This window comes from Aquimarina sp. U1-2, assembly GCF_017897595.1.
GTDB lineage: Bacteria > Bacteroidota > Bacteroidia > Flavobacteriales > Flavobacteriaceae > Aquimarina.
Map to the genome: position 1 here is coordinate 590,041 of NZ_JAGKIK010000001.1, position 20,644 is coordinate 610,684.

At 36.5% G+C, this 20,644-nt stretch carries 20 protein-coding genes; 13 read left to right on the forward strand and 7 right to left on the reverse strand.

The window, feature by feature from the left end:
- The first annotated feature begins 11 nt into the window (after positions 1-11).
- The 6 genes from J8281_RS02545 (at position 12) to J8281_RS02570 (ending at position 5,927) form a co-directional block, all read left to right on the forward strand.
- Entirely contained in the window at positions 12-977 is a 966-nt protein-coding gene (locus J8281_RS02545; RefSeq protein ID WP_210196005.1) for an aldo/keto reductase, read from the forward strand.
- Positions 978-1,433: 456 nt separating this feature from the next.
- A complete protein-coding gene (locus tag J8281_RS02550) occupies positions 1,434-2,318 on the forward strand; it encodes an AraC family transcriptional regulator (protein ID WP_210196006.1) in 885 nt (294 codons plus the stop codon).
- Between the two features lie 204 nt (positions 2,319-2,522).
- Positions 2,523-3,443: an alpha/beta hydrolase gene (locus tag J8281_RS02555; protein WP_210196007.1), complete on the forward strand. Its 921-nt coding sequence runs from the start codon at positions 2,523-2,525 to the stop codon at positions 3,441-3,443.
- 221 nt (positions 3,444-3,664) lie between these two features.
- The gene (locus J8281_RS02560; protein ID WP_210196008.1) at positions 3,665-4,522 is read left to right on the forward strand and encodes an oxidoreductase; all 858 of its coding nucleotides are present in this window, start codon (positions 3,665-3,667) and stop codon (positions 4,520-4,522) included.
- Between the two features lie 104 nt (positions 4,523-4,626).
- On the forward strand, positions 4,627-5,061 hold the full coding sequence (locus J8281_RS02565; protein WP_210196009.1) for a hypothetical protein: 435 nt from the start codon (positions 4,627-4,629) through the stop codon (positions 5,059-5,061).
- Positions 5,058-5,927 carry an IS3 family transposase gene (locus tag J8281_RS02570; RefSeq protein ID WP_371812575.1) on the forward strand — a complete coding sequence of 290 codons (870 nt, stop codon included), beginning with the start codon at positions 5,058-5,060 and terminating at the stop codon, positions 5,925-5,927. The genes J8281_RS02565 and J8281_RS02570 overlap by 4 nt, the downstream gene beginning before the upstream one ends.
- Positions 5,928-6,232: 305 nt before the next feature.
- Here the strand turns inward: J8281_RS02570 and J8281_RS02575 are convergent, their stop codons facing one another.
- Both J8281_RS02575 and J8281_RS02580 read right to left on the reverse strand, forming a co-directional pair.
- Positions 6,233-8,515, reverse strand: coding sequence for a xanthine dehydrogenase family protein molybdopterin-binding subunit (locus J8281_RS02575; RefSeq protein WP_210196010.1), 2,283 nt, complete (start codon positions 8,513-8,515; stop codon positions 6,233-6,235).
- Positions 8,516-8,531: 16 nt separating this feature from the next.
- Positions 8,532-8,990, reverse strand: coding sequence for a (2Fe-2S)-binding protein (locus J8281_RS02580; protein ID WP_210196011.1), 459 nt, complete (start codon positions 8,988-8,990; stop codon positions 8,532-8,534).
- A 204-nt stretch (positions 8,991-9,194) separates the two neighbouring features.
- On the opposite strand from J8281_RS02580, the gene J8281_RS02585 reads away from it, so the two are divergent.
- The 7 genes from J8281_RS02585 (at position 9,195) to J8281_RS02615 (ending at position 15,149) form a co-directional block, all read left to right on the forward strand.
- On the forward strand, positions 9,195-9,644 hold the full coding sequence (locus J8281_RS02585) for a cytochrome c (protein WP_210196012.1): 450 nt from the start codon (positions 9,195-9,197) through the stop codon (positions 9,642-9,644).
- A gap of 31 nt (positions 9,645-9,675) precedes the next feature.
- Positions 9,676-10,755: an XdhC family protein gene (locus J8281_RS02590; RefSeq protein WP_210196013.1), complete on the forward strand. Its 1,080-nt coding sequence runs from the start codon at positions 9,676-9,678 to the stop codon at positions 10,753-10,755.
- Between the two features lie 14 nt (positions 10,756-10,769).
- Positions 10,770-11,381 carry an NTP transferase domain-containing protein gene (locus tag J8281_RS02595; protein WP_210196014.1) on the forward strand — a complete coding sequence of 204 codons (612 nt, stop codon included), beginning with the start codon at positions 10,770-10,772 and terminating at the stop codon, positions 11,379-11,381.
- Between the two features lie 575 nt (positions 11,382-11,956).
- Positions 11,957-12,676: an SDR family oxidoreductase gene (locus J8281_RS02600; RefSeq protein WP_210196015.1), complete on the forward strand. Its 720-nt coding sequence runs from the start codon at positions 11,957-11,959 to the stop codon at positions 12,674-12,676.
- Positions 12,677-12,678: 2 nt separating this feature from the next.
- Positions 12,679-13,344, forward strand: a complete 666-nt coding sequence (locus tag J8281_RS02605) for an SDR family oxidoreductase (protein ID WP_210196016.1) — start codon at positions 12,679-12,681, stop codon at positions 13,342-13,344.
- A 65-nt stretch (positions 13,345-13,409) separates the two neighbouring features.
- Entirely contained in the window at positions 13,410-14,300 is an 891-nt protein-coding gene (locus J8281_RS02610) for an AraC family transcriptional regulator (protein ID WP_210196017.1), read from the forward strand.
- Between the two features lie 147 nt (positions 14,301-14,447).
- Entirely contained in the window at positions 14,448-15,149 is a 702-nt protein-coding gene (locus J8281_RS02615; protein WP_210196018.1) for an SDR family NAD(P)-dependent oxidoreductase, read from the forward strand.
- Positions 15,150-15,416: 267 nt separating this feature from the next.
- Here J8281_RS02615 and J8281_RS02620 read toward each other — a convergent pair whose 3' ends face one another.
- The 5 genes from J8281_RS02620 to J8281_RS02640 all read right to left on the reverse strand — a co-directional run bounded on the left by J8281_RS02620 (position 15,417) and on the right by J8281_RS02640 (position 20,518).
- On the reverse strand, positions 15,417-17,678 hold the full coding sequence (locus tag J8281_RS02620) for a 2Fe-2S iron-sulfur cluster-binding protein (RefSeq protein WP_210196019.1): 2,262 nt from the start codon (positions 17,676-17,678) through the stop codon (positions 15,417-15,419).
- Positions 17,679-17,798: 120 nt separating this feature from the next.
- On the reverse strand, positions 17,799-18,458 hold the full coding sequence (locus J8281_RS02625) for a DUF2461 domain-containing protein (RefSeq protein ID WP_210196020.1): 660 nt from the start codon (positions 18,456-18,458) through the stop codon (positions 17,799-17,801).
- A gap of 2 nt (positions 18,459-18,460) precedes the next feature.
- A complete protein-coding gene (locus tag J8281_RS02630) occupies positions 18,461-18,976 on the reverse strand; it encodes a DUF892 family protein (RefSeq protein WP_210196021.1) in 516 nt (171 codons plus the stop codon).
- A 91-nt stretch (positions 18,977-19,067) separates the two neighbouring features.
- A complete protein-coding gene (locus J8281_RS02635) occupies positions 19,068-19,487 on the reverse strand; it encodes a YafY family protein (protein ID WP_210196022.1) in 420 nt (139 codons plus the stop codon).
- Positions 19,488-19,618: 131 nt separating this feature from the next.
- Positions 19,619-20,518, reverse strand: coding sequence for a helix-turn-helix transcriptional regulator (locus J8281_RS02640; RefSeq protein ID WP_210196023.1), 900 nt, complete (start codon positions 20,516-20,518; stop codon positions 19,619-19,621).
- Positions 20,519-20,644: the final 126 nt, after the last annotated feature.

Here is a 20,644-nt window from a genome sequence, read left to right on the forward strand (position 1 = left end):
AACAATAAATTATGGAATATCGAAGAATAGGGAATACTGGCCTACAGTTAAGTGCCTTTTCCTTTGGAAGCTGGGTAAGCTTTCATAAACAGATTGATGATGCCCTTGCCGATAAACTTATGGGTATAGCATACGACAATGGTGTCAACTTTTTTGATAACGCCGAAACCTATGCTTTAGGCGAAAGCGAAAAAATGATGGGGAGAATTTTTAAGAAAAAGAATTGGGAACGTAGTTCATTTGTCGTATCCTCAAAAGCCTTTTTCGGATGGCACGGAAAAGACAACAAACCCAATCAAATGGGTTTAAGCAGAAAACATTTAGTTGAAGCCTGTAATGAAGCATTACAGCGCCTTCAAGTAGATTACTTAGACCTTTATTTTTGTCATAGACCAGATGAAAGTACACCGATTGAAGAAGTCGTTTGGACAATGAATATGCTTATACATCAAGGTAAAATATTGTACTGGGGAACTAGTGAATGGAATGCAGCACAGATTATGGAAGCTCACCGAGTTGCACAACAATACAATCTTATTGGCCCCAAAGTAGAGCAATCGCAATACAACATTCTAAAACGTGATAAAATTGAAACTGAGTTTAAGGATGTCTATAAAAATGTAGGTTTGGGTATTACCGCTTGGAGTCCTCTCGCAGCAGGATTTCTCACAGGAAAATACCTGGATGGTATACCAGAAGGTTCCAGATTTGCAATTAAAGGTATGGATTGGTTATCGAGCCAATGGCTACAAAAGGAAAAGATGGAACAAGTACGGCAACTTAAAAACATCGCAGATGATTTAGGCGTAAGTATGCCTTCAATGGCATTGGCTTGGACGCTTAAGAATCCAAATATTAGTTCAACCATTTTAGGGGCGACTAAAGAGGAACAGCTACTACAAAATTTAAAGGCATTGGAGGTATTGCCGCTGTTGAATGATGATATTCTAGAAAGAATAAACCAAGCTACAATCTAACAAATAGCACTTTTAAAATTAATTAAATAATTCAATGTAAACCATAGTACCCTACTACTATGGTATTACTATTTATAGGGATTCGATTTTGGTCATACTAACTTTTAAATTGGTTCCTATATAATCCTAAGGTCACCGTAATTTTGAATTATAAAATAGTAATAACATAAACATATAAGTGATGAAAAAATTAAAATCAATATTTATCGTCTGGATAGCCATCTATCCCACAATTACGGTCATACAATATTTTTTCGGCGAGATTTTAAGTGAACTACCTCTTGCGATACGCACCCTAATTCTAACAGGCGTACTAGTACCATCAATGGTATATATTTTAATTCCATTTTGGACAAAGGTATTTTCTAAATAAACCACTAAAAGTTAAATGCAATTTCGTCTGTAATGTGGTAATGAGTGTCGCTGTTTTTTTTAATTTTATAAAAAAAACAGAACTTGTCACAAATACCCATCCATAAAACCATAAACGAACTTTACGAGTTTTTGGGTTCTGATTTGGCAAAAAATGCTGAAGCATTCCATATCGCAACTCACGAACAAATTAGAGAACTCTTACCTTCAGAAGTAAAACCTTTTAGAAATGATTTTTTTGAAATTTCTATAGTTTTGGGAGGTACAAGTATTGAATATAAAATAAACCAAAAAACCTTTAAGACACCACAACAATACCTTGTATTCAATGCACCCGGACAAGTACACAAGTGGAGTGGTATAAAGGGTGACCTTTCCGGATATGTAATGTTCTTTAAACCAGAATTTGTGAGTAAGCTTTTTCAAGAGCGTGCCCTCAGTAATTTCCCTTTCTTTAATATTTATGAGGCTAACTTATTTGAAGTAAATGAAGAGAAAGTAGGACAATTACACTTCTACTACCAACAAATTTTTGATAATTATTATAGCCAAAGCAGTAGTGCTAACCAATTGGTTAAAGCCAACCTGCAAGCCATCTTATGGCAGTGCAACCAATTATACGAAAATAAGAACCAAGCGCTACCAGAAAAAAAAGAAACAGACGGTATAGTAGCACGATACAGGCATTTGGTTAATAAACACTTTTTATCAGTTTCTACAGTAAATGAATATGCAGGAATGCTTAATATAACGCCTAATTATTTAAGTCAAATTATTCTACAAACACTAGGTATCAATGCTAAAAGTATTATTGATGACCGCATCATTTTAGAAGCCGATTATCTTTTAACCTATTCTGATTTCAGTATCAAAGAGATTGGCTACAGTCTTAATTTTGACGAACCAACACATTTTACACGTTTCTTCAAAAAACATAAGGGTGTAACGCCCGGTTCTTTCCGAAAATAAAGTAGTAACCAAGAAATTGGTCATTCCATCATTGTTATAGGTTTCTAATCTGGTAAACTACTGGGATATCTTTGTATTGTTCAATTATTAAAAGCAGATACAATGAAAACAAGGAATAAAACTTTGACAATGCTAAGTCTAATACTCGTAGCAACATTAGCAACCTATGCACAACAATCGTATAACAATTTAAACTCAAAAAAGATGAAAAATTTAACAAAGACAACAACTATTACAAAAGAAAAAATCAATTTTAAAAGAGATGGTTTAAACTTGGTCGGTCACTTATTTAAGCCTACAAATTTTGACCCAATGTTGCAGTATCCTGCACTAATCGTTCAGGGTTCTGTATCATCCGTAAAAGAAATGATGCCTGACAATTATTCACAGTTACTCGCAAAAGAAGGTTTTGTGGTTATTGATTTTGATTATGCCAGCTGGGGCGAAAGCGATGGTTTACCCAGACAAAATGAAAGTGTAGATGGTAAACTTAAAGACCTTAAAGCTGCTGTGACCTACTTAGAAAACTTACCCTACATAAATAAAATAGGAATGGTGGGCGTTTGTACCTCTGGAGGCAATGCTGCATATCTTGCCGCAGAAGATGACCGAGTAGATGCTATTGCAGCTGTTGTGCCTTGGATGTATGAGCCTGCTCTTGCAGAGCCTTTCTGGGGAAAAGAAACGTTAGATAAAAACCATCAACGTTCTTTAGAAAATAGACAACTCTTTAAGACTACTGGTAAAAATGAAAAAACACAGATATTCACCAACACCACAGAAGTTGAAGGTTTCAATTTTACACCTGGTGAATATTACTTTGACAAAAGCCGTGGTGGTGCTATAGAAAACTGGAAAAATGAAGTTTCCTGGAGTTCTTGGATAGATTGGGTAGAAAAATTCGACCCTATTAGTCAAGCCGAAAAAATAACTGTTCCCACCCTTGTGTTTTCAACAGATGAAGCCCTTATTCCAGATCAGGCCAAAAAGTTCTACAGCTTATTAAATACAGAGAAAGAACTCGTTTGGGGAAACGGATATCATTTTAACTTCTACGATGTGTATCCTCAAATGCAACAGGCTGTAGATGCAGTTGTTCCCTTTATGAAAAAACACCTTGATTAAATCAGTAGCAGATTAATTTACATAAAAATGATTTCCATAAACGGGAGTCATTTTTTATTTAAAGTTCTGCTTGTAAAATAATAGTTGTGTTAAATCAAGTATTGTATTATGAATAACATCATAGTAATTGATCACTGTAACCAATATACAGGTCAGCACTAAGGTAATTTGACTTCGTAATTTTGAAGTATCAAATAAGTTTAATTAAAAAAATTCACAAAATGGAAACAGCAAATAATAAAAGAGTGTGGTTCGTAACCGGAGCTTCTTCTGGTTTCGGCAAAGAACTCGTAAATGAAATTACAACACGTGGCGAAATTGCCGTAGCTACCTTTAGAAAAGAAAATCAAGCACAAGAATTCACAAATTTAGATGAAGGAAAACTTGGGGTTGTGGTTGATGTTACACAAAACAACCAAATTAAAACTGGAATTGAAACGGCCATAGCACATTTCGGTAAAATTGACATTCTTGTCAATAATGCCGGTTATGGTTCTATAGGAAGTATAGAAGAAGTTTCGGAAGACGAAGTGAGACGTCAAATGGATATTAACTTAATTAGCCCTGTTAATCTCATTAAAGCGGTATTGCCTTTTATGAGAAAAGAACGCTCAGGGCATATCATCAATATCACTTCAGTAGGTGGTGTTATTGGTTTTACAGCTTCAGGTATTTATAACGCTTCAAAATTTGCGTTGGAAGGTATTGGCCACTCGCTTGTTCAACAAGTAAAACATTTAGGCATCAAAGTAACTAATGTAGAACCAGGACCTTTTAGAACAAATTGGGCCGGAGCTTCAGCAAGCTACGAGGACACAAAGATTGAAGACTACAAAGCCTCAGTAGGCGAAAACCTAGCTTGGATGAAATCTATTAATGGTAAGCAGGCCGGTGACCCTACAAAAGCAGCAAAAGCAATTTACGAAATGTCCCACTTGGATAATCCACCGTTATTATTCCCTTTAGGCGAATATGCCTACCAGGTGTTAGAGGAGCATTATCAATTTGCTTTACAAAACCTGAAAGATGTAGCGTACTTAGGACGTCCTACTGATTTTCTTGTAGAAGCAGTTCTTTAATTGGTAATCTAAATGTTAGAAAAAACCCGCAACAGAAATGTTGTGGGTTTTTACATTAGGTAATTGTCTCGTCCTAAAATATCGATACACTAAATTTTAGTGTAATGAATAATTCAGCAAAGACGGGATATGTAAAACGTACCCAAAAAGATTATTCGCTTTCTTTCAAGCTCCAAGTTGTGGAAGAAATCGAATCAGGTCAATTAGATAGGCTCAACGCCCATCTTAAGTATGGTATCCAAGCTAGATCAACTATAACCCAATGGTTAAGAAAATATGGTACCTTTGACTGGGAAAACTTATCCTTAGTTACTGTGGCAAAAACACCTGAACAACGTATCCTAGAGCTTGAAGCAAAGATCAAATTGCTAGAAAAGCAGAAAGCCAGAGCAGAGCATTTGGCTGAGCGTGCCGACAAGAAAGCTATTATTTTTGATATGATGGTAGATCTTGCCGAGCAGGAATATAATATCCAGATCAGAAAAAACTACGCGCCCGAGTTATCGAAAAGTTCAAAACAGAACACAAAGAAACCATAGTTTCCACCTGTAAGTTACTCGGGCTAGATAGACAGGTATATTATCGTAGTATTAGATCCACGGCGCACAAGCAGTCAATAGCGCAACGAGTTGTTGCATTGGTTCAAGGTATACGCAATGTAATGCCCAGGCTTGGGACCAGAAAACTCTACCATATCTTGAAAAACGAACTTGCTACCTTGAATGTTGGCAGGGACAAACTATTTAAAATTCTTAAAGCAAACCATATGTTGATAAAACCCAAAAAATCATACCACGTAACGACAGATTCACACCACCGGTTTAGAAAACACAAAAACAGGGTTCATAACTTAAAAGTTACCAGGCCGGAACAAGTTTGGGTCAGTGATATTACCTATGTCGGAACACGGGATAACCCCTCGTATTTAGCTTTGGTTACTGATGCCTATTCTAAGATGATAGTAGGATACAATGTATCTAACTCCCTATCAGTAGAAGGTTCACTTAAAGCATTACAAATAGCTCTTGACAATAGAAAATATAAGAATCTTCCCCTAATACATCATTCAGATAGAGGATTACAGTATTGCTCTAATGACTATCAAAACTTATTGGTCCAGAACAATATCCAAGCCAGTATGACTGAAAAATATGACCCTTATGAAAATGCAATAGCAGAAAGAGTCAATGGGATTTTAAAGCAAGAATTTAATGTGGATCAAAAAGTAACTAACTTCAATATCAAAACTAAATTAATTGAAGATGCAATAAAAGTTTACAATCATATCAGACCTCATCTATCCAACCATATGCTTACACCTAAACAAATGCATCAACAAAGAGAACTAAAACCAAAACAGTATAAAACAAAAATTCTCAGAGAAGCTAGCTTCTCTGAGAATTAAATAATAAATTTAATCTATCAATAATCTGTATCGATTATTTAGGACTGGTCAAATGGTCATTTTGTCTATTGTTTTTGTTAACAAAAAGGCTTTTACAGAAGGTAGCTTTGTGATGAATATAAAACCATAAGAAAACCGAGACCAGACTTGAAGAATTGCTGTCTCGATTTCCCCTAAGTAAACTACCTCCGGGCAAGCCCATTGAGGCATTCGTTGTAAACAATTTTTCAATTTCGAGGCAAGCCTCGGGGTATTATACACTTTGGCGGTGCCAATAAACTAACCAATTTCCTTATAAAGTATCCTTAACTCACCATCATTGGCATTTTTGTAATTCGTTTTCCAGATGCGCGGCTCAATGCATTGGCTAACGCTGGAATAAAAGCCGGCACCGGTGGCTCGCCCACTCCAGTAGGTTTTACATCGCTTTCTACTAAATGCACAAATACTTTTTTAGGCGCATCAGGCATTCTGGCTATTTGGTAACCGTCAAAATTATTTTGTGCTACTCGACCGTTTTTAAAAGTGATAGCGCTGTTTAAGGCCAGGCTTGTTGCAAAAGCTGCGCCACCTTCAAATTGGGAAATCACTCTGTCACGATTTACTATCACACCACAATCTACCGCGTAATGTACTTCCGGGATAGTAATCGTACCGCTATCATCAATGGCGACTTCGACGACACAAGCTACATAGGTCAAAAAGGAATGATGAAAGGCAATACCTTGCGCTCTTTTTCCAGAAAGGGATTTACCCCAATTAGACTTTTCCCTTGCAAGCTTTATGACATTTTTCATCCTACCCGTGCTCATCGGATAATCTTCTTTCTTTTCGTTATAGGGTTTGATATCCCATTTGATTCCTTCGTGGTCTAGGTCGCGGTCATTCCCCAAAAGTTCAATGATATTATCTGCCGCATCTTTCTTTCGCGCAAGAGCAATCTCATCGATCATACTACCTATCGCAAAAGAATGGTGAATGTTAGATACAGAACGTATCCAACCAATACGGGCATGGGCTTTTGCAGGTAAGGTTTCAATTCGTAAATTTTTAAAATCATACGGAATATCGACAGCACCCAAGCCAAGCTCAAAATCAGCAGGCTCTAAGGCTTCAACTACTGATGTAGCTACAATGGATGAGAAACAAGTTTTATGGTTCCAGGCGGTCACTTTGCCTTGTGCATCAAGACCTACACGAATATTTTGGGCACTTTGAGCGTGATAAAAGTCGTGGTGAATATCATCTTCTCGGGTCCAAATGACTTTGATGGGCATTCCTGTCTTTTGAGAAAGCATTGCTGCTTCCACAATAAAATCGGGCTTAGACTTCCTACCAAAACCACCACCCAAAAGAGTCACATTTACGGTAACATTTTCAGGTTTTATTTTCAAAGCTTTAGCAACAGCTTCTTTAGCTCCTTCAGGATGTTGGGTACAGGCCAGTACTTCGCATTTCCCATCAACTACGCTTGCTACTGCTGCAGGGGGTTCAATAGTGCCGTGAGCATAAAAAGGGGCTTCAAAAGAATAATCGATGGTGTGTGATGCGCTGCTCAAATTACTGTCCACATTACCGCGTTCCATACGTGCATTACCTTTTTTAGACAGAGAACTTGTCATTTCGTTTAACTGTTTGGCACTATCAAAATTACTATTGGGTCCAAAATCCCATTCTACATTCAACGCATCTCTACCTTTAATTGCTGCCCAAGTATTTTCGGCAACTACTGAAACTCCGCCTAAAGGCACATTGATTTGAGGTGGTAGCAACCCCGAAGTCAACTCTATCACATCTAAAACGCCTGATATTGCTTTCGCGGAAGCGGCATCAAACGATTTAACCTTTCCTCCCACAACTGGACATCGGGCAATGACGGCTATCTTCATCCCATTCATCACGGCATCCATTCCGTAGATTGCTTTTCCTGTTACTATATCTTTATTATCTACAATTGGCAATAACGTACCTATGAATTTGAAATCTTTCGGGTTTTTTAATACGAGGCTTTCAACATCTGGCATGGGGAGTTGGGAAGCGGCTTCTGCCAATGCACCATAATCCAAAGTATTGCCATTAGTAGTATTAATAACTTGATGGTTTTCTGCCCTGCATTGCGCCAGCAACACGCCCCATTGATTGGCAGCAGCTTGTATTAACAGAGCTTTTGCTGTAGCGCCGGCTTGTCGAAGCGGTTTGTAAAACATTCGAACCGAAAAAGAACCATCGGTATTTTGGTTGCCATATTTGGCTTCGTTGCCTTCTGCCTGAATGATTTTTACACGACTCCAATCAGCATCGAGTTCTTCGGCCACAACCATAGGCAGCGACGTTCGTATGCCCTGACCCATTTCTGAACGGTGAGCAACTATGATTACCGTGCCGTCTAAATCTATTTTTAGGTAAGCATTGGGTTTAAAAACTGTTTTTAATGATTCTTGATGTTGGTTTTTAAGGTTATTTCCAAAGGCAAAATGTACGCCCAAAATCAGCCCGGTTGTGCTTATTGAGGTAACACGCAAAAACTGCCTACGGCTTACAGCAAAAATTTTAGCCTCTTGTGTTTTAGATTTTAAAAATGGGAACATATCTGGTAATTTTTTATTATGATTTTGAAGCTGCTGTTTTGATAGCCTCTTTAATTCGCGTATACGTCCCACAACGGCAAAGATTTCCTGCCATTGCTATTTCAATATCTTCATCTGAAGGATTTGGATTGTTGTTCAATAACGATGCAGCAGCCATTATTTGTCCGGGTTGGCAGTATCCACATTGCGGTACTATGTGATCTATCCAGGCTTCTTGGACTGGGTGAGAACCATCTTCTGACAAACCCTCGATAGTGGTAATTTCACCAGAGGTTGCTGCAGCAACGGGTAAGCTACACGAGCGCACGGCAGTACCATTCAAGTGTACGGTACAGGCACCGCAGAGCGCACGGCCGCAACCAAATTTGGTACCCTTCATATTAAGCGCATCCCGCAAAACCCAGAGCAATGGTGTGTCTTCAGCTACGTTTACAATTTTACTTTCCTTATTAATAGTTAAAGTGTATTCTGCCATAATATTAGTTTTGGTCTGTTGTGAAATTACCAAAAGACAACGGGTAGACTTGGTACATTTTTGCAGTTTTTCTAACACTTTCTAATACCACTTTATTTAAAAAGTATCCTTTATGTGATAAAAAGTGACGTAATCTGAAAACGGATTGCTCCTAATTTTGTTTAAGAGTTAAACCACTTCAATAACTAATAAATAGTAAAAAAAATGATATCAAAGAATATTTTAATACTACCAAGCCTCTTTATCATACTGCTCTCAGAGAAGATTGAAATAAACAATGATGACTTCTTAGGCTATACTTCAGTCCTCGAGATTCAGGATCCGAAACTTAAACAAAGTATTGCACAAGGTAAAAAAGTATATACTACGTATTGTGCCTCCTGCCATCAAACTACTGGAAAAGGTGTTGCTAGAGTTTTTCCACCTTTGGCACAATCAGATTTTCTACAAAACCGTGAAGAAAGCATACGTGTAGTAAAGTATGGACAAAGTGGAAAAGTAACCGTAAACGGTAAAGTGTACAACAGCGCAATGTCACCTATGGGGCTAAACGATGAGCAAGTGGCTGATGTAATGAACTACATCTTCAATTCCTGGGGTAATAAAAACGACAACATCGTAACGGTGCAGGAGGTGGCTTCGGTAGCAAAGTGACGCACCAAGCGCCTTGTGATAATTGAACGAGATGTTAGAATTGTATTCTATAATAGAAGCGTACTATGCAGCACAAGCTAAAGGCTTGCGTTCTGTTTTAGCATCGGTTGTGGCATTAGAAGGAAGCTCTTATCGACAGCCTGGCGTACGTATGCTACTTATTGAAGATGGTTCTATGGTAGGTGCTTTAAGCGGTGGATGTGTAGAAAAAGAAGTGCTAAGACAAGCTCAAGATGTTTTTATTAAAGGATTAAGCAAGGTAATGACCTATGAAGGGCGTTATAAATTAGGATGCAAAGGAACACTTTATATTTTATTGGAAGAAGTAAGATTATCAACTGGATTTCGTAAGATTTTTTATAAACAATACGTCTCTGATCAAAAATGGAACTTACACTCTTTTTTTAACAGGAGTAATGACAAGCCCGAAGCAATGGGAACCTATCTCGTATTTTCAAATTTAGGTATTTACGGATTTTCAGGAACTGTAAACTATAACTACAAACCCTATTTCTTTAATGTAATTCCAAAAAAGACATTACTCCTTGAGATAGTTATAGGAACATATGAAGTTTCATTATTTAGCCAGAAAATGAAACCACCTTATCAGCTTTATATTTTTGGTTCAGAACACGATGCTCATATCCTAGCTAAGGTAGCCGTTACTTTAGGATGGCATGTTAGTATCATACGTTATCCTGAAAGTTCAAAAATTCTTGTTGAAGGCGAAGATAATTATAGGGTAAGAGAGATTGCTCCATCTGATTTGAAACAGGTCAAATTCTCTCAAAAAAGTGCCGTAGTCTTAATGACACACAGTTTTTCAAAAGATTTGGCTTACCTACTTGAGTTAGAAAAACACAACTTTGAATATTTAGGTATTCTGGGGCCTGTACATCGTAGAGAAGAATTATTACAAGAATGCTTAGAACGTGGAATGCTACCAGAGGAAGACTTTCTCGAAAAAATTTATGCCCCGGTAGGTTTAGATTTAGGCGCAGAGACCCCACAGGAAATTGCTTATGCCATCGTTGCTGAAATCCTGGCTGTTAAAAATAAAAGAGAACCCAAATCTCTTAGACAAAAAACCGGAAGTATTCACGTCATTTAAAATAAGACATTCAGATGATAGTAGCCATATTGGTTTTAGCAGCAGGAGCATCGAGTAGAATGGGGCAACCAAAACAGCTGTTACAATGGAAAGGCACCACCCTAATACGGCAAGCAATGATACAGGCATTGTCTTGTGAAGCAACCAAAACTTATGTTGTTACCGGTGCCTACCATAATGAAGTATGGCAAAACATCGAGAACTTTCCTATCGAACAGGTCCATAATCCAAACTGGAAAGACGGTTTAGCCAGCTCGATTCGTATTGGTATTGAAGCCATTGAAAAATGCTCGCATTATAATGAGGGTGTCGTCATAAAATTAGTAGACCAGCCTGCGGTAGATTTTGTATACCTAAATAGAATCATTAAAAAAGCCAAAAAATTATCGCATCAAATTATAGCTACAGCATACAACAATACCCTTGGAATACCAGCACTTTTTAAGAGATCGATGTTTGAAGGCCTTAAAAGTCTTGAGGGTGACGTGGGTGCTTCCTCAATTATTAAGGCGAATCAATCTGTGACGCATATTGTAAAACCTAAAGAACATTTTTGGGATATGGATACGCCAGAAGAATATAAATTTCGTTTAAACGAATTAATAAGTGAAAATACGGTTAGCTAAAATTTCAATATCAGATTTTGGTCATTACCAAAAAGATTTAGGTTAGTCAAAATGCTAGGGTACAGTTTAACTTTGAAATGAATTTAAAACATACTATTATGAACACCCAATGTATTCAATGTGAAAGACCATCGTTACTTTATACTATCCTATCAGAACTTACATTTCTGAATAAAACCGAGCGCATAACTACTGCTATATCTAAAATTACTCATCGCTTTTTGAGTAAGATACGATCGAACTATAAAAGTGCTTTACAATTTTTTTGGGTGCAGGTCTCAGTTTTAGTAACGAGTTATTTACTGATATCGACACTTATTTTATGGATTGGTTACAAGTTGGTAACGATGTATTAGATATTGGTTATAATTAAAAAACATTGCCATTATTTCTTGGGAGCATAAAAAAACAGCTCTGTACGTAGCTTAAAACTATAACAAAATGAAAACAACATACAAACTCAATAAAAAAATCTCTTCTAAACTGTTTAGTGATGGTTTTTTAATTGAAATTAAAAAAATGCATTGAAGCAAAGAATAATAAATAAAATATTTTAATCCATAAATTATAAAAAAATGATTCCTGTAGAAAATAAAAAAGTAGTCATTGTAGGGGCATCGTCCGGTATTGGGAAAGCATTATCACATATGTTTTCTGATAAAGGAGCCATTGTTTATCTTGTAAGCCGTACAAAAGAAAAATTAGAAGCTGTTCAAAAAGAGTTGAAAGGCAAATCGTATGTTTTCACCATGGATATGCTTAACGATTCCTCGGTAGAAGAAACTTTTGAAAAAATTGGACATTTTGATTATTTAAGCATATCTGCCGTAGCCGATGAAACAAAACTAATGTCTCCTATAAAATCTATGAGCAATACCATAGCGCATAGAGGAATGGAGAAGTTTTGGGGGACTTTTAATGTGACTAGAGCTGCTTCAAAATACATAAATCAAGACGGAGCAATAGTAGTTACCTCAAGCATTTCTATTTATAGGCCTTCTAAAAACGGTGCTTCTATAATGAATGCAGCAAGCGCTGCGGTAGCCACCTACTCAAAATCCCTAGCACTTGAAATCGCACCGGTACGTGTAAATATCATTGCGCCAGGAGTTGTTGGCACTGGCGTATGGACAGAACAGGAAAAAGAAAGTTATAAGGAATGGGGTAAGAATACCTTACCCATAAAACATTTGGGAAAACCAGAGGAATTGGCTTATGCATATTATTCGACATTAACAAATCCCTATATGACCGGTAGTATCATATCAGTCGATGGAGGATTAACAATGATTTAGTTATGAAAAAAGAAAATATATTAATTATAGGAGGTACAAGTAGTATGGGTTTAACTACTGCGCAATTAGCTTTAAAAAAAGAGTATACCGTTTTTGTTGCTGGTCGAAATGAAAACAAACTCAATACCACTGCCAAATTACTAGATGTACAAACGATAAAGTTGGATGCTACGAGCGATGAAGACTTTTCTAAAGCATTCCAAACATTGCCGAAGTTAAACCATATCATCATAACTGTAAATGCTCCAGGTACGGCCTCAAGCATCATTGAAACCGATGTTTCTACCGCAAAAATAGCCTTCGAACGTTTTTGGATGAATTACAGATTACTTCATATAGTAAAGAATTATATGAATCGCATCGGCTCAATAACACTAATTTCAGGTAGTAGTAGCAAAACTCCTATAAAGGGTTATGGGTTTTGGGGTACACTTCACGGTGCAATAGAGGCATTAGCAAAAAATGCCGCACTTGAGTTAGCACCAATACGGGTAAATGTAGTTTCGCCAGGAGGTATAAGCCTAAAACCAAACAATCAACTTTTAGAACATTTTGGAACACCTGAAGATGTGGCACAAGCGATCATATCTTTAATCGAAAATCCTGCTATAACCAATACCAAAATTGATGTTGATAGCGGAGAGCGTCAGGGGGATTGGAACGCTTAGATATTGATACTGAACGGTTACTTAAGGTTTTGGTCATTTTTGCAAAAATTGTTTAACTTTGGCTTATGTCAAAAAAAGATATTCCTGTCTTCGAAACCAGTAATGACCTACATACCTTTACCGGCTATGAGCACAGAACCCATATTTCTGATTTTGACATATTTACCTTAGAATCTTTAGAGCCTACCTGCCGTAGATGTATGCCGCCGTATCGGCAAAATTTTTACCAAATAGGTATTTTGAGCTATACAGGAATTAGCGAGATTAACTTAAACACTAATGCTGTAAAATTAGACCAAAGTCCTTTGTGGTTTGTCGTACCCGGACAAGTATTTTCCTGGGTACGTGATCCAAAAATAGCAGGGTATCACATTCAATTTAAACGTGAGTTTATAGATGATTCTGTAGGTCATCTTACCAGAGAATTTCCATTTCTAAAAGTAGAAGAAAATAGTGTTTTTCTATTGACTCAAGAAGAGCAGTTGCATCTTCAAAATGATATGAAACACATACATACCGTATTTCAGGCACCACACCCCTATCAGGAAAAAATGCTTCAAAATATGTTATTGGGTATGCTGTACTTTTGCAAATCTATTTATGAAAGGCATAAAACCGTAGAGAGTACCTTATCAAGAGGACAAGCATTAACTCAAAATTTTCAGCAATTGGTAGACAAATTCTATGTAGATACCAAAAATGTAGGTGATTATGCTGATAAACTAAATGTTACTCCAAATTATTTGACCACTGTCGTAAAAAAAGTTACAGGCAAGTCAGCAAAAGATCTTATTCATAATCGATTACTTTTAGAAAGTAAAAATATGCTCTCTTTTACCGATATGGATGTCGCCGAAATAGCCTTTCAATTAAACTTTCAGGAGCCTACTCATTTTACTCGTTTTTTTAAAAAACTAAGCGGTACCACACCCAATAAATTTAGACAAGCTCAGTAGATTTTAAAATTGACTTACTTCATTTTATCATTCATTATCCTGAATCAACTATAGTTGATAACATTTATATCATTATGTATTACAAAGTGGTTATTTATTGACTGTATAACACGGTACCTTTGTGGTGTAATTATAAAGCATAGGAATATGAAAAGGAATAAAGTTGCATTAGTCACGGAAGGTGGAAACGGAATGGGAAAAAAATTTTCTCGTATTCTTCAACAAGAAGGGTTTGATGTTATTCTTGCTACAGAAATCAATAGCTTTCATACACTAAAGAATGAATTTTTTAATGAACAATCAATTTTTGTCATAGAAAGTGATTTCTCTACAAGTGAACGCTTACAACCTCTTTATGCCTATATCAAAAAGAAATACGGAAAGTTAGATGTGCTTATCAATAATGCCGAAATAGCCAACGGTTTTGGACAAGATATAGACGCAGTAAAACTGAATGAAATTAAGGAACTTTACGAAGCAAATTTCTTCTCGGTAATTCGTGTAGTGCAAACTTTCCACGATTTACTAAAGCGCAGCCGTAAGGGAATTATTGTTAACATTACTAGTACCCTTGGTGATATTGAAAAAATACAAGACCAAAATTTTCCCTACGCCTCCTACAAAATGATAGCCTACTCTTCGGCGAAGGCTGCTTTAAATATGTTGACAGTTCTTTTAGCCAAAGAAACACAAAGCGAAAATATTAGTGTAGTCGCTTTTGACCCTGTTCTTATGAAAAATTGTACACACAATTCTGTTTATTTTTGTGAAAATGTACAAAAGAAGTTTGTAGAACTGATCAAAAATGATGATACATCGAGAAACCCTATTATCACACTACAGGATTGAGAACGTTTGCCAATTCAAGCATCTGGGTACATGGTAAAACTCCTACATTCCGCAGAAAAGCATTAAAGAAGTCAAAACCTATGAATACAAATTATAACTCTACCAAACTGATTAAAGCTTCAACATAGAACCAAAAATAAAATTGGACGGTTTATTGGTTAAAAGCAGTCCTAGTTTTGTTCATAGGAATTTGAGGCTATTCCGTCAATAGGATGCTTTTGCTACTTTATTCGTTTTACTTACAAATTATACCTTATTGACCCTTGTTTACAAATCGATAGTAAGGTCTTTGGTTTTACTTCTAGAGCAGCAAAGTGTAATTTTCATATGCTTATCTTCTGAAGTAAGTATTCTATCTCTAGCATCAGGTTCACCCTCAAGCACGTCGACAGTACAAACTCCACAAATACCATAACCGCAAGAAACTGGTGTAAAAATACCATGGCGATCGAGTGCTCTGGTAATCGTTTCGCCCGGTAACACAGGTATTTTTTCTCCTGATGATGCCAAAACTATATTGAATTTTTTATCGTCTATGGTAGATCCAAAGTCCTCACTATAAATGGAATTTACATTAATACCACAATTTTCGCCAGCGGCTTTTACATCATCCATTAAAGAAGAAGGACCACACGTATAAATTGCAGAATTTTCTGGTGCATCTGTAAATGCTGTTTTTATCCAGCCACGCTCATTATGAATAAAAAGGTTATCCCCGGCTAGCGACCTCAACTCATCAGCATAAAGATCTTTATTTTCTTTTTTTACTGCATAATGCACCGCAAAAGATTTATTTAGTTCCGCAAGTTTATGTGCCATAGGAACCAATGGTGTGATACCAATACCGCCTGCGACCAGATAGTAAAAATCGTGATGAATACGAAGTGGAAAGTTATTACCTGGCCTATTGACTTGTAATACATCACCTACTTGAAGTGTTGCAATTTCTAAAGAACCACCATTTCCTTTCTGTTCTGCTTTTATTCCAAACCTATAATCGTTGTGGTCGCCAGATGGATTTGATAAGGAATATGCCCGTATTTTACCACTTGGCAACTTTATTTCTGTATGAGCCCCAGCTGCCCATCTCGGCAATACTACACTTTCATCTCTGGCAGTAAGCTCAAGCCCTATGATATCACCTTTAAATTTTTTGATTCGTTTAACCTTAACTGCTTGCCAGTAATCCTCAATTTTTTCCTTCTTGGTATCAATATAGAATTGTTGCTTGTTACTTTTCCGCACCAATCTTTTTTCACTCGGCAGCAGTTCAGGATAACTTTTTTTAACTGCTTTTCTATGCATTTGTAGCTGAGAGAGAAGATTCCCGTTGTTCGTCTCACTCCAAGGACAAACGGTGATACAAATACCACAGGTATCTTTTTCGTTAAAGTAAGGCATACATCGATCAAAATCTAAATGGTATTTTTCCGTACCCCTAACCATTTGCTTTTCTGGATAAATAGCCTGTGGAGGGCAGTTCTCTACGCAAATCCTACAATTGACACATACATCTTCAACACCTATATCTTGAGGCTTATCATATTCTAGCGGCATATCTGTTAATACAGTTGCAAGCCTTACATTTGCCCCATGCTCCCTGGTAATTAGTGAGGTATGACGCCCCATCTGTCCCAACCCGGCATTTACGGCTATAGGAATATGAAGAACCTTTGTTGTTGCATTCATCAAATTTGTGTTGGCTTCTGCATTATAACCTAGGCTTCTTATATACTTTGCCACTTTGTTTGCAGCTTTACCTACATCTACATAGCCTTCAATAATTGCGGCACCACTATCGTTAGAAGGTATGGTGAGCATTGTCTCACGATCCATTGGTGCTGCTAAGGACACCGCATTAGGTAAATAATCTTCTACGCCTTCATAGACAGCTTCCTTAGTTACTTTGGTACACCCAATTGCCGAAGCACCTGCTTCAATTCCTATTCGCTTAATTTCTTTTGAATAGAAACTTGGATCATCGATTTCAACTTTTCTCAAAGAAACAGCTCCATTTTTAAAGTTATTATACCAAGAAGCCTTTAAAACTGATCTCAAAGCTTTTTTAGGTGTAGACATTACAAACAATAATTCCATTGCACCATACGTGTGAGAATACCCATTGTGATAGAATTTCTTAACTGGTCTAAATTCAGTTTCACCCATGCCTGATAATACTTTACCTGGTAATGGTTCTTCGTCGTATTTTAAAACATAATTAGGCTCTGGATATTCAGCTTTCCTCATTTGTCTAGCCTTAAACCTATGAGGTACCACAGGTGCAGCCGGTATAGGCTTATTGTGATTTTTCTTCTTCAGATCCTCCGGTAATTTTTTCGCAAAAACAAACTTATCTACAAAAATGGGCTTACCTGCTTTTTTTCTACGATTCAAATACCAAATCCATAATTCTCTAAGACCGTGGGAAAATAAAAATAGTAATGATATTGCTATACTGGTTTTGACAACAGTATATCCTCGATTCAAAACCTGAGTTATATATGTAATTTTGGCGTTTGACCTTTCCATAAGGGAATTTCTTGATATGATGATTATAACTTGAGAAAACACTTTTTTAAGGCAGTACTTTACAAAGAATTCATAAATAAATACAACGACTCCCTTTAATTGATAGGTACTCTTTACCTGTTAGGAAATTGCCCTTTCTAAATATTCATTAAGCGGTTGTAGTTTGAGATATGTGTCTTCTACAAAGTCTACAAAATCATCGCTGGCTACAAGCTCTTGGGTAATATCTGCTTTTGCTAAAATATTTTTGTATCGAAGTAGTTCTATGTGCTCGTGATCATCGCTGTATCCGCGAGGTGATGTTTTTAATTTTTGATCATCTTCTGCTAATCCTCCAAAATGTTTTTGAAAATCTTTTTCTTCGATAATGTTTTGAAGCTTTTCGCCATCGTAATCAATAGCATCTCTTACCTTTTTAAGTGTATTGTTGTCTGGTCGATGCAGTCCGCCACCGATAAAACAACCACCAACACCCACAGAAATATGTATTTTGGAAATTTTGCTTTCTTTGGTCATCGGCGAGCAGGTAAAATAATCTTTGTAGATAGGTTTATCCGGTTGAAAACGCCTATTGTTATTGATTCTCATTATTGTGTCTTTGGGTTTAAATTGCTCAAAGTAAGAATCGCGTTCCTCGAGTCGTTCCAGAATAAGAGACACTTCTTTGAGCCATCTCTCTTTGGCTGTGTGGTAACGCTCACGGTTTTTATCCATCCAATCTTTAGCGTTGTTATTACTTAGATCCCTTAAAAACCGAAAAATATATTCTTTCTGTACCATACCTATGACAACTCACTTAATAAACGTTGTTCCATATCACGCATTTGTTTGATGGCATCATCGTTAGAAATTACTGATTTGCCATCTTTTTGAAGTAAGCTGAGATCTTCTTCAAGCCCCATATGTTTGGCCAACGTAATAAAGGTTTCAAAACCAGCAATAGGATAATGTATAAGGTTACGTAGTTTACTGATAATGGCTAAATCCCTGAGTTGTGATTTTTCGTAGTCCTGTTCTAAGACCAATGCCTCAGCTTCAGCGCCCAATGCCGTAAGTGCTTTGTTCTGGGTATTGTCGAAATGCCGGTTATGGTTTTCAAATATTCCGTCAAAAATCTCCAAAGCTTTGTCCATTGCGCTCAATGCAATGCCAACAAATTCTTTGACTTCTTTGTCTTGAGCTTTATCTTTAATTTTCTGTATTGATGAACGTGATTTTTCGCATCCATTGCTCATATCTTCTACCTGCGTAAGGTAAAGTTCTTTGACTGTTGTAATTTCTAATAATTGAGTTTTCATACCATTCATTTTTTTAGTTTGGCTTAATATAAAAGTACATCGTGACAACGTATTGTCACAACATTGAAAATTTAGCAAATACTTATGAATATTAGCGATGCACTATATCCCTTATGGAGGTCTGAATGGATAATGGAAGATTTTCGAACAGCTTTTTCACAGCATTGTCAAAGTCCTGATAATACTCAGGGGAATGGCATTTTATATGGAGCTTACTTATGTAAAGGGCACGAATTTCTTCTTCACTGAGATCAGATACAAAAACATCTAGTGAATTTGCTAAATATACTCCCTGTTCTTTATTGATAAGTATCGGAATATTTGCCTTCTGAAGTGTGTTAATATCTCTATATATAGTTCGTTTAGATACATTGAATGCCTCTGCAAGAAATGTAGGAGTTAATTTCTTGGGCGTATGACAGCGGTCTATAATGGCGATAAGCCTTTCTAATTTTTTTTGATCTTTTTCTTTCAATACTAAATAAGTACTCGCTACTAAATCGGTAGTCAAGATTTCACATTTAAAAGAAAAAAATACTAAAAATTTTTAATTAGGATGAACTCATTACATTTTGGGAATAGCGCTTTCGCGAAAATTTTTCTATACACAAACTGAGCTTTTTAGACTATTTTTCAAATTTCTTATTGCGCCATAAATTCTGAAGGCGTCATACCTGTATGTTTCTTGAAAAATTTAGTAAAGTAACTGGTGTCAGAAAACTTTAAAATGTAAGCCACCTGGGTAATACTTATCCTACTATTTTTAAGCAACGACTTTGCCTCAAGGATTAGCCGCTCTGTAATAAGTTGCCTGGCAGACCGACCCGTCATTTTTCTTAGTACATCACTCAAATGATTAGGGTGTACAAAAAGTTTTTCAGCATAATCTTTAACCGAAAACAAATGTTCAATTTTATCTGATACTAATTCATAAAAATGATGTTCTAATGCCGAATTAAAGTTGATCACCAATTCGTTATCGGCATCCTTAGGAGAATTATCTAATTTGTATTTGCACACCACGCCTGCTTCTTCTAATATAATATGCAACTGATGCCAACAACAATTTATAGAGTTGCGTTGGTAATACTCGTACAACTGTTTAAAATAGTTTAAAAAGACTTCTAATTGCGAATCATTAAGTTGAAACTTTTGCTGTCCTTCTAAAGAATAATAAGGATAATCGCTGTAATGCGTTGTCAATTTGATTTCTGTGGTAAAATCATCAGAGAACAGACATACAAAACCTTCCCAATTATTGGTATCTCGATGATAATGTCGTAAATGCCTTGGCCCCAAAAAATATAGAGAACCACGGCACATTGTATAATCATGCAATCCTATTTTATACGTAGCTGTTCCTTCCTTTAAGAGAATAACTACATAGGTACTACTGCGGTAAAGTCCGGTATGATTAAGTTGGCTATCCGGTGCATCTTCTAATCTGTGAATATGAAAATGCAGATGTTTAGCACGTACCGTTTTCAAACCTTTGAGTAAATCGGCTATGGTATCATAGTAAGCAATAGATTGTTCCTGCATTAAATTAAAATTTCAATTATTGTACGCTACAGACAAAAAACTGCATTCATTATTCTTAAGTATAAAAAAAATAATGATCTATAGCGTACCCATTCTATTTGATTAATTCAGATTATGCATTAAAAG

Bases quoted from the DNA above. Each gene is read 5' to 3' on its own strand.
- J8281_RS02545 (WP_210196005.1), top strand. From the start codon at position 12: ATGGAATATCGAAGAATAGGGAATACTGGCCTACAGTTAAGTGCCTTT.
- J8281_RS02555 (WP_210196007.1), top strand. From the start codon at position 2,523: ATGAAAAATTTAACAAAGACAACAACTATTACAAAAGAAAAAATCAAT.
- J8281_RS02560 (WP_210196008.1), top strand. From the start codon at position 3,665: ATGGAAACAGCAAATAATAAAAGAGTGTGGTTCGTAACCGGAGCTTCT.
- J8281_RS02565 (WP_210196009.1), top strand. From the start codon at position 4,627: ATGAATAATTCAGCAAAGACGGGATATGTAAAACGTACCCAAAAAGAT.
- J8281_RS02575 (WP_210196010.1), bottom strand. From the start codon at position 8,515: ATGTTCCCATTTTTAAAATCTAAAACACAAGAGGCTAAAATTTTTGCT.
- J8281_RS02580 (WP_210196011.1), bottom strand. From the start codon at position 8,990: ATGGCAGAATACACTTTAACTATTAATAAGGAAAGTAAAATTGTAAAC.
- J8281_RS02585 (WP_210196012.1), top strand. From the start codon at position 9,195: ATGATATCAAAGAATATTTTAATACTACCAAGCCTCTTTATCATACTG.
- J8281_RS02590 (WP_210196013.1), top strand. From the start codon at position 9,676: ATGTTAGAATTGTATTCTATAATAGAAGCGTACTATGCAGCACAAGCT.
- J8281_RS02595 (WP_210196014.1), top strand. From the start codon at position 10,770: ATGATAGTAGCCATATTGGTTTTAGCAGCAGGAGCATCGAGTAGAATG.
- J8281_RS02600 (WP_210196015.1), top strand. From the start codon at position 11,957: ATGATTCCTGTAGAAAATAAAAAAGTAGTCATTGTAGGGGCATCGTCC.
- J8281_RS02605 (WP_210196016.1), top strand. From the start codon at position 12,679: ATGAAAAAAGAAAATATATTAATTATAGGAGGTACAAGTAGTATGGGT.
- J8281_RS02610 (WP_210196017.1), top strand. From the start codon at position 13,410: ATGTCAAAAAAAGATATTCCTGTCTTCGAAACCAGTAATGACCTACAT.
- J8281_RS02615 (WP_210196018.1), top strand. From the start codon at position 14,448: ATGAAAAGGAATAAAGTTGCATTAGTCACGGAAGGTGGAAACGGAATG.
- J8281_RS02620 (WP_210196019.1), bottom strand. From the start codon at position 17,678: ATGGAAAGGTCAAACGCCAAAATTACATATATAACTCAGGTTTTGAAT.
- J8281_RS02625 (WP_210196020.1), bottom strand. From the start codon at position 18,458: ATGGTACAGAAAGAATATATTTTTCGGTTTTTAAGGGATCTAAGTAAT.
- J8281_RS02630 (WP_210196021.1), bottom strand. From the start codon at position 18,976: ATGAAAACTCAATTATTAGAAATTACAACAGTCAAAGAACTTTACCTT.
- J8281_RS02640 (WP_210196023.1), bottom strand. From the start codon at position 20,518: ATGCAGGAACAATCTATTGCTTACTATGATACCATAGCCGATTTACTC.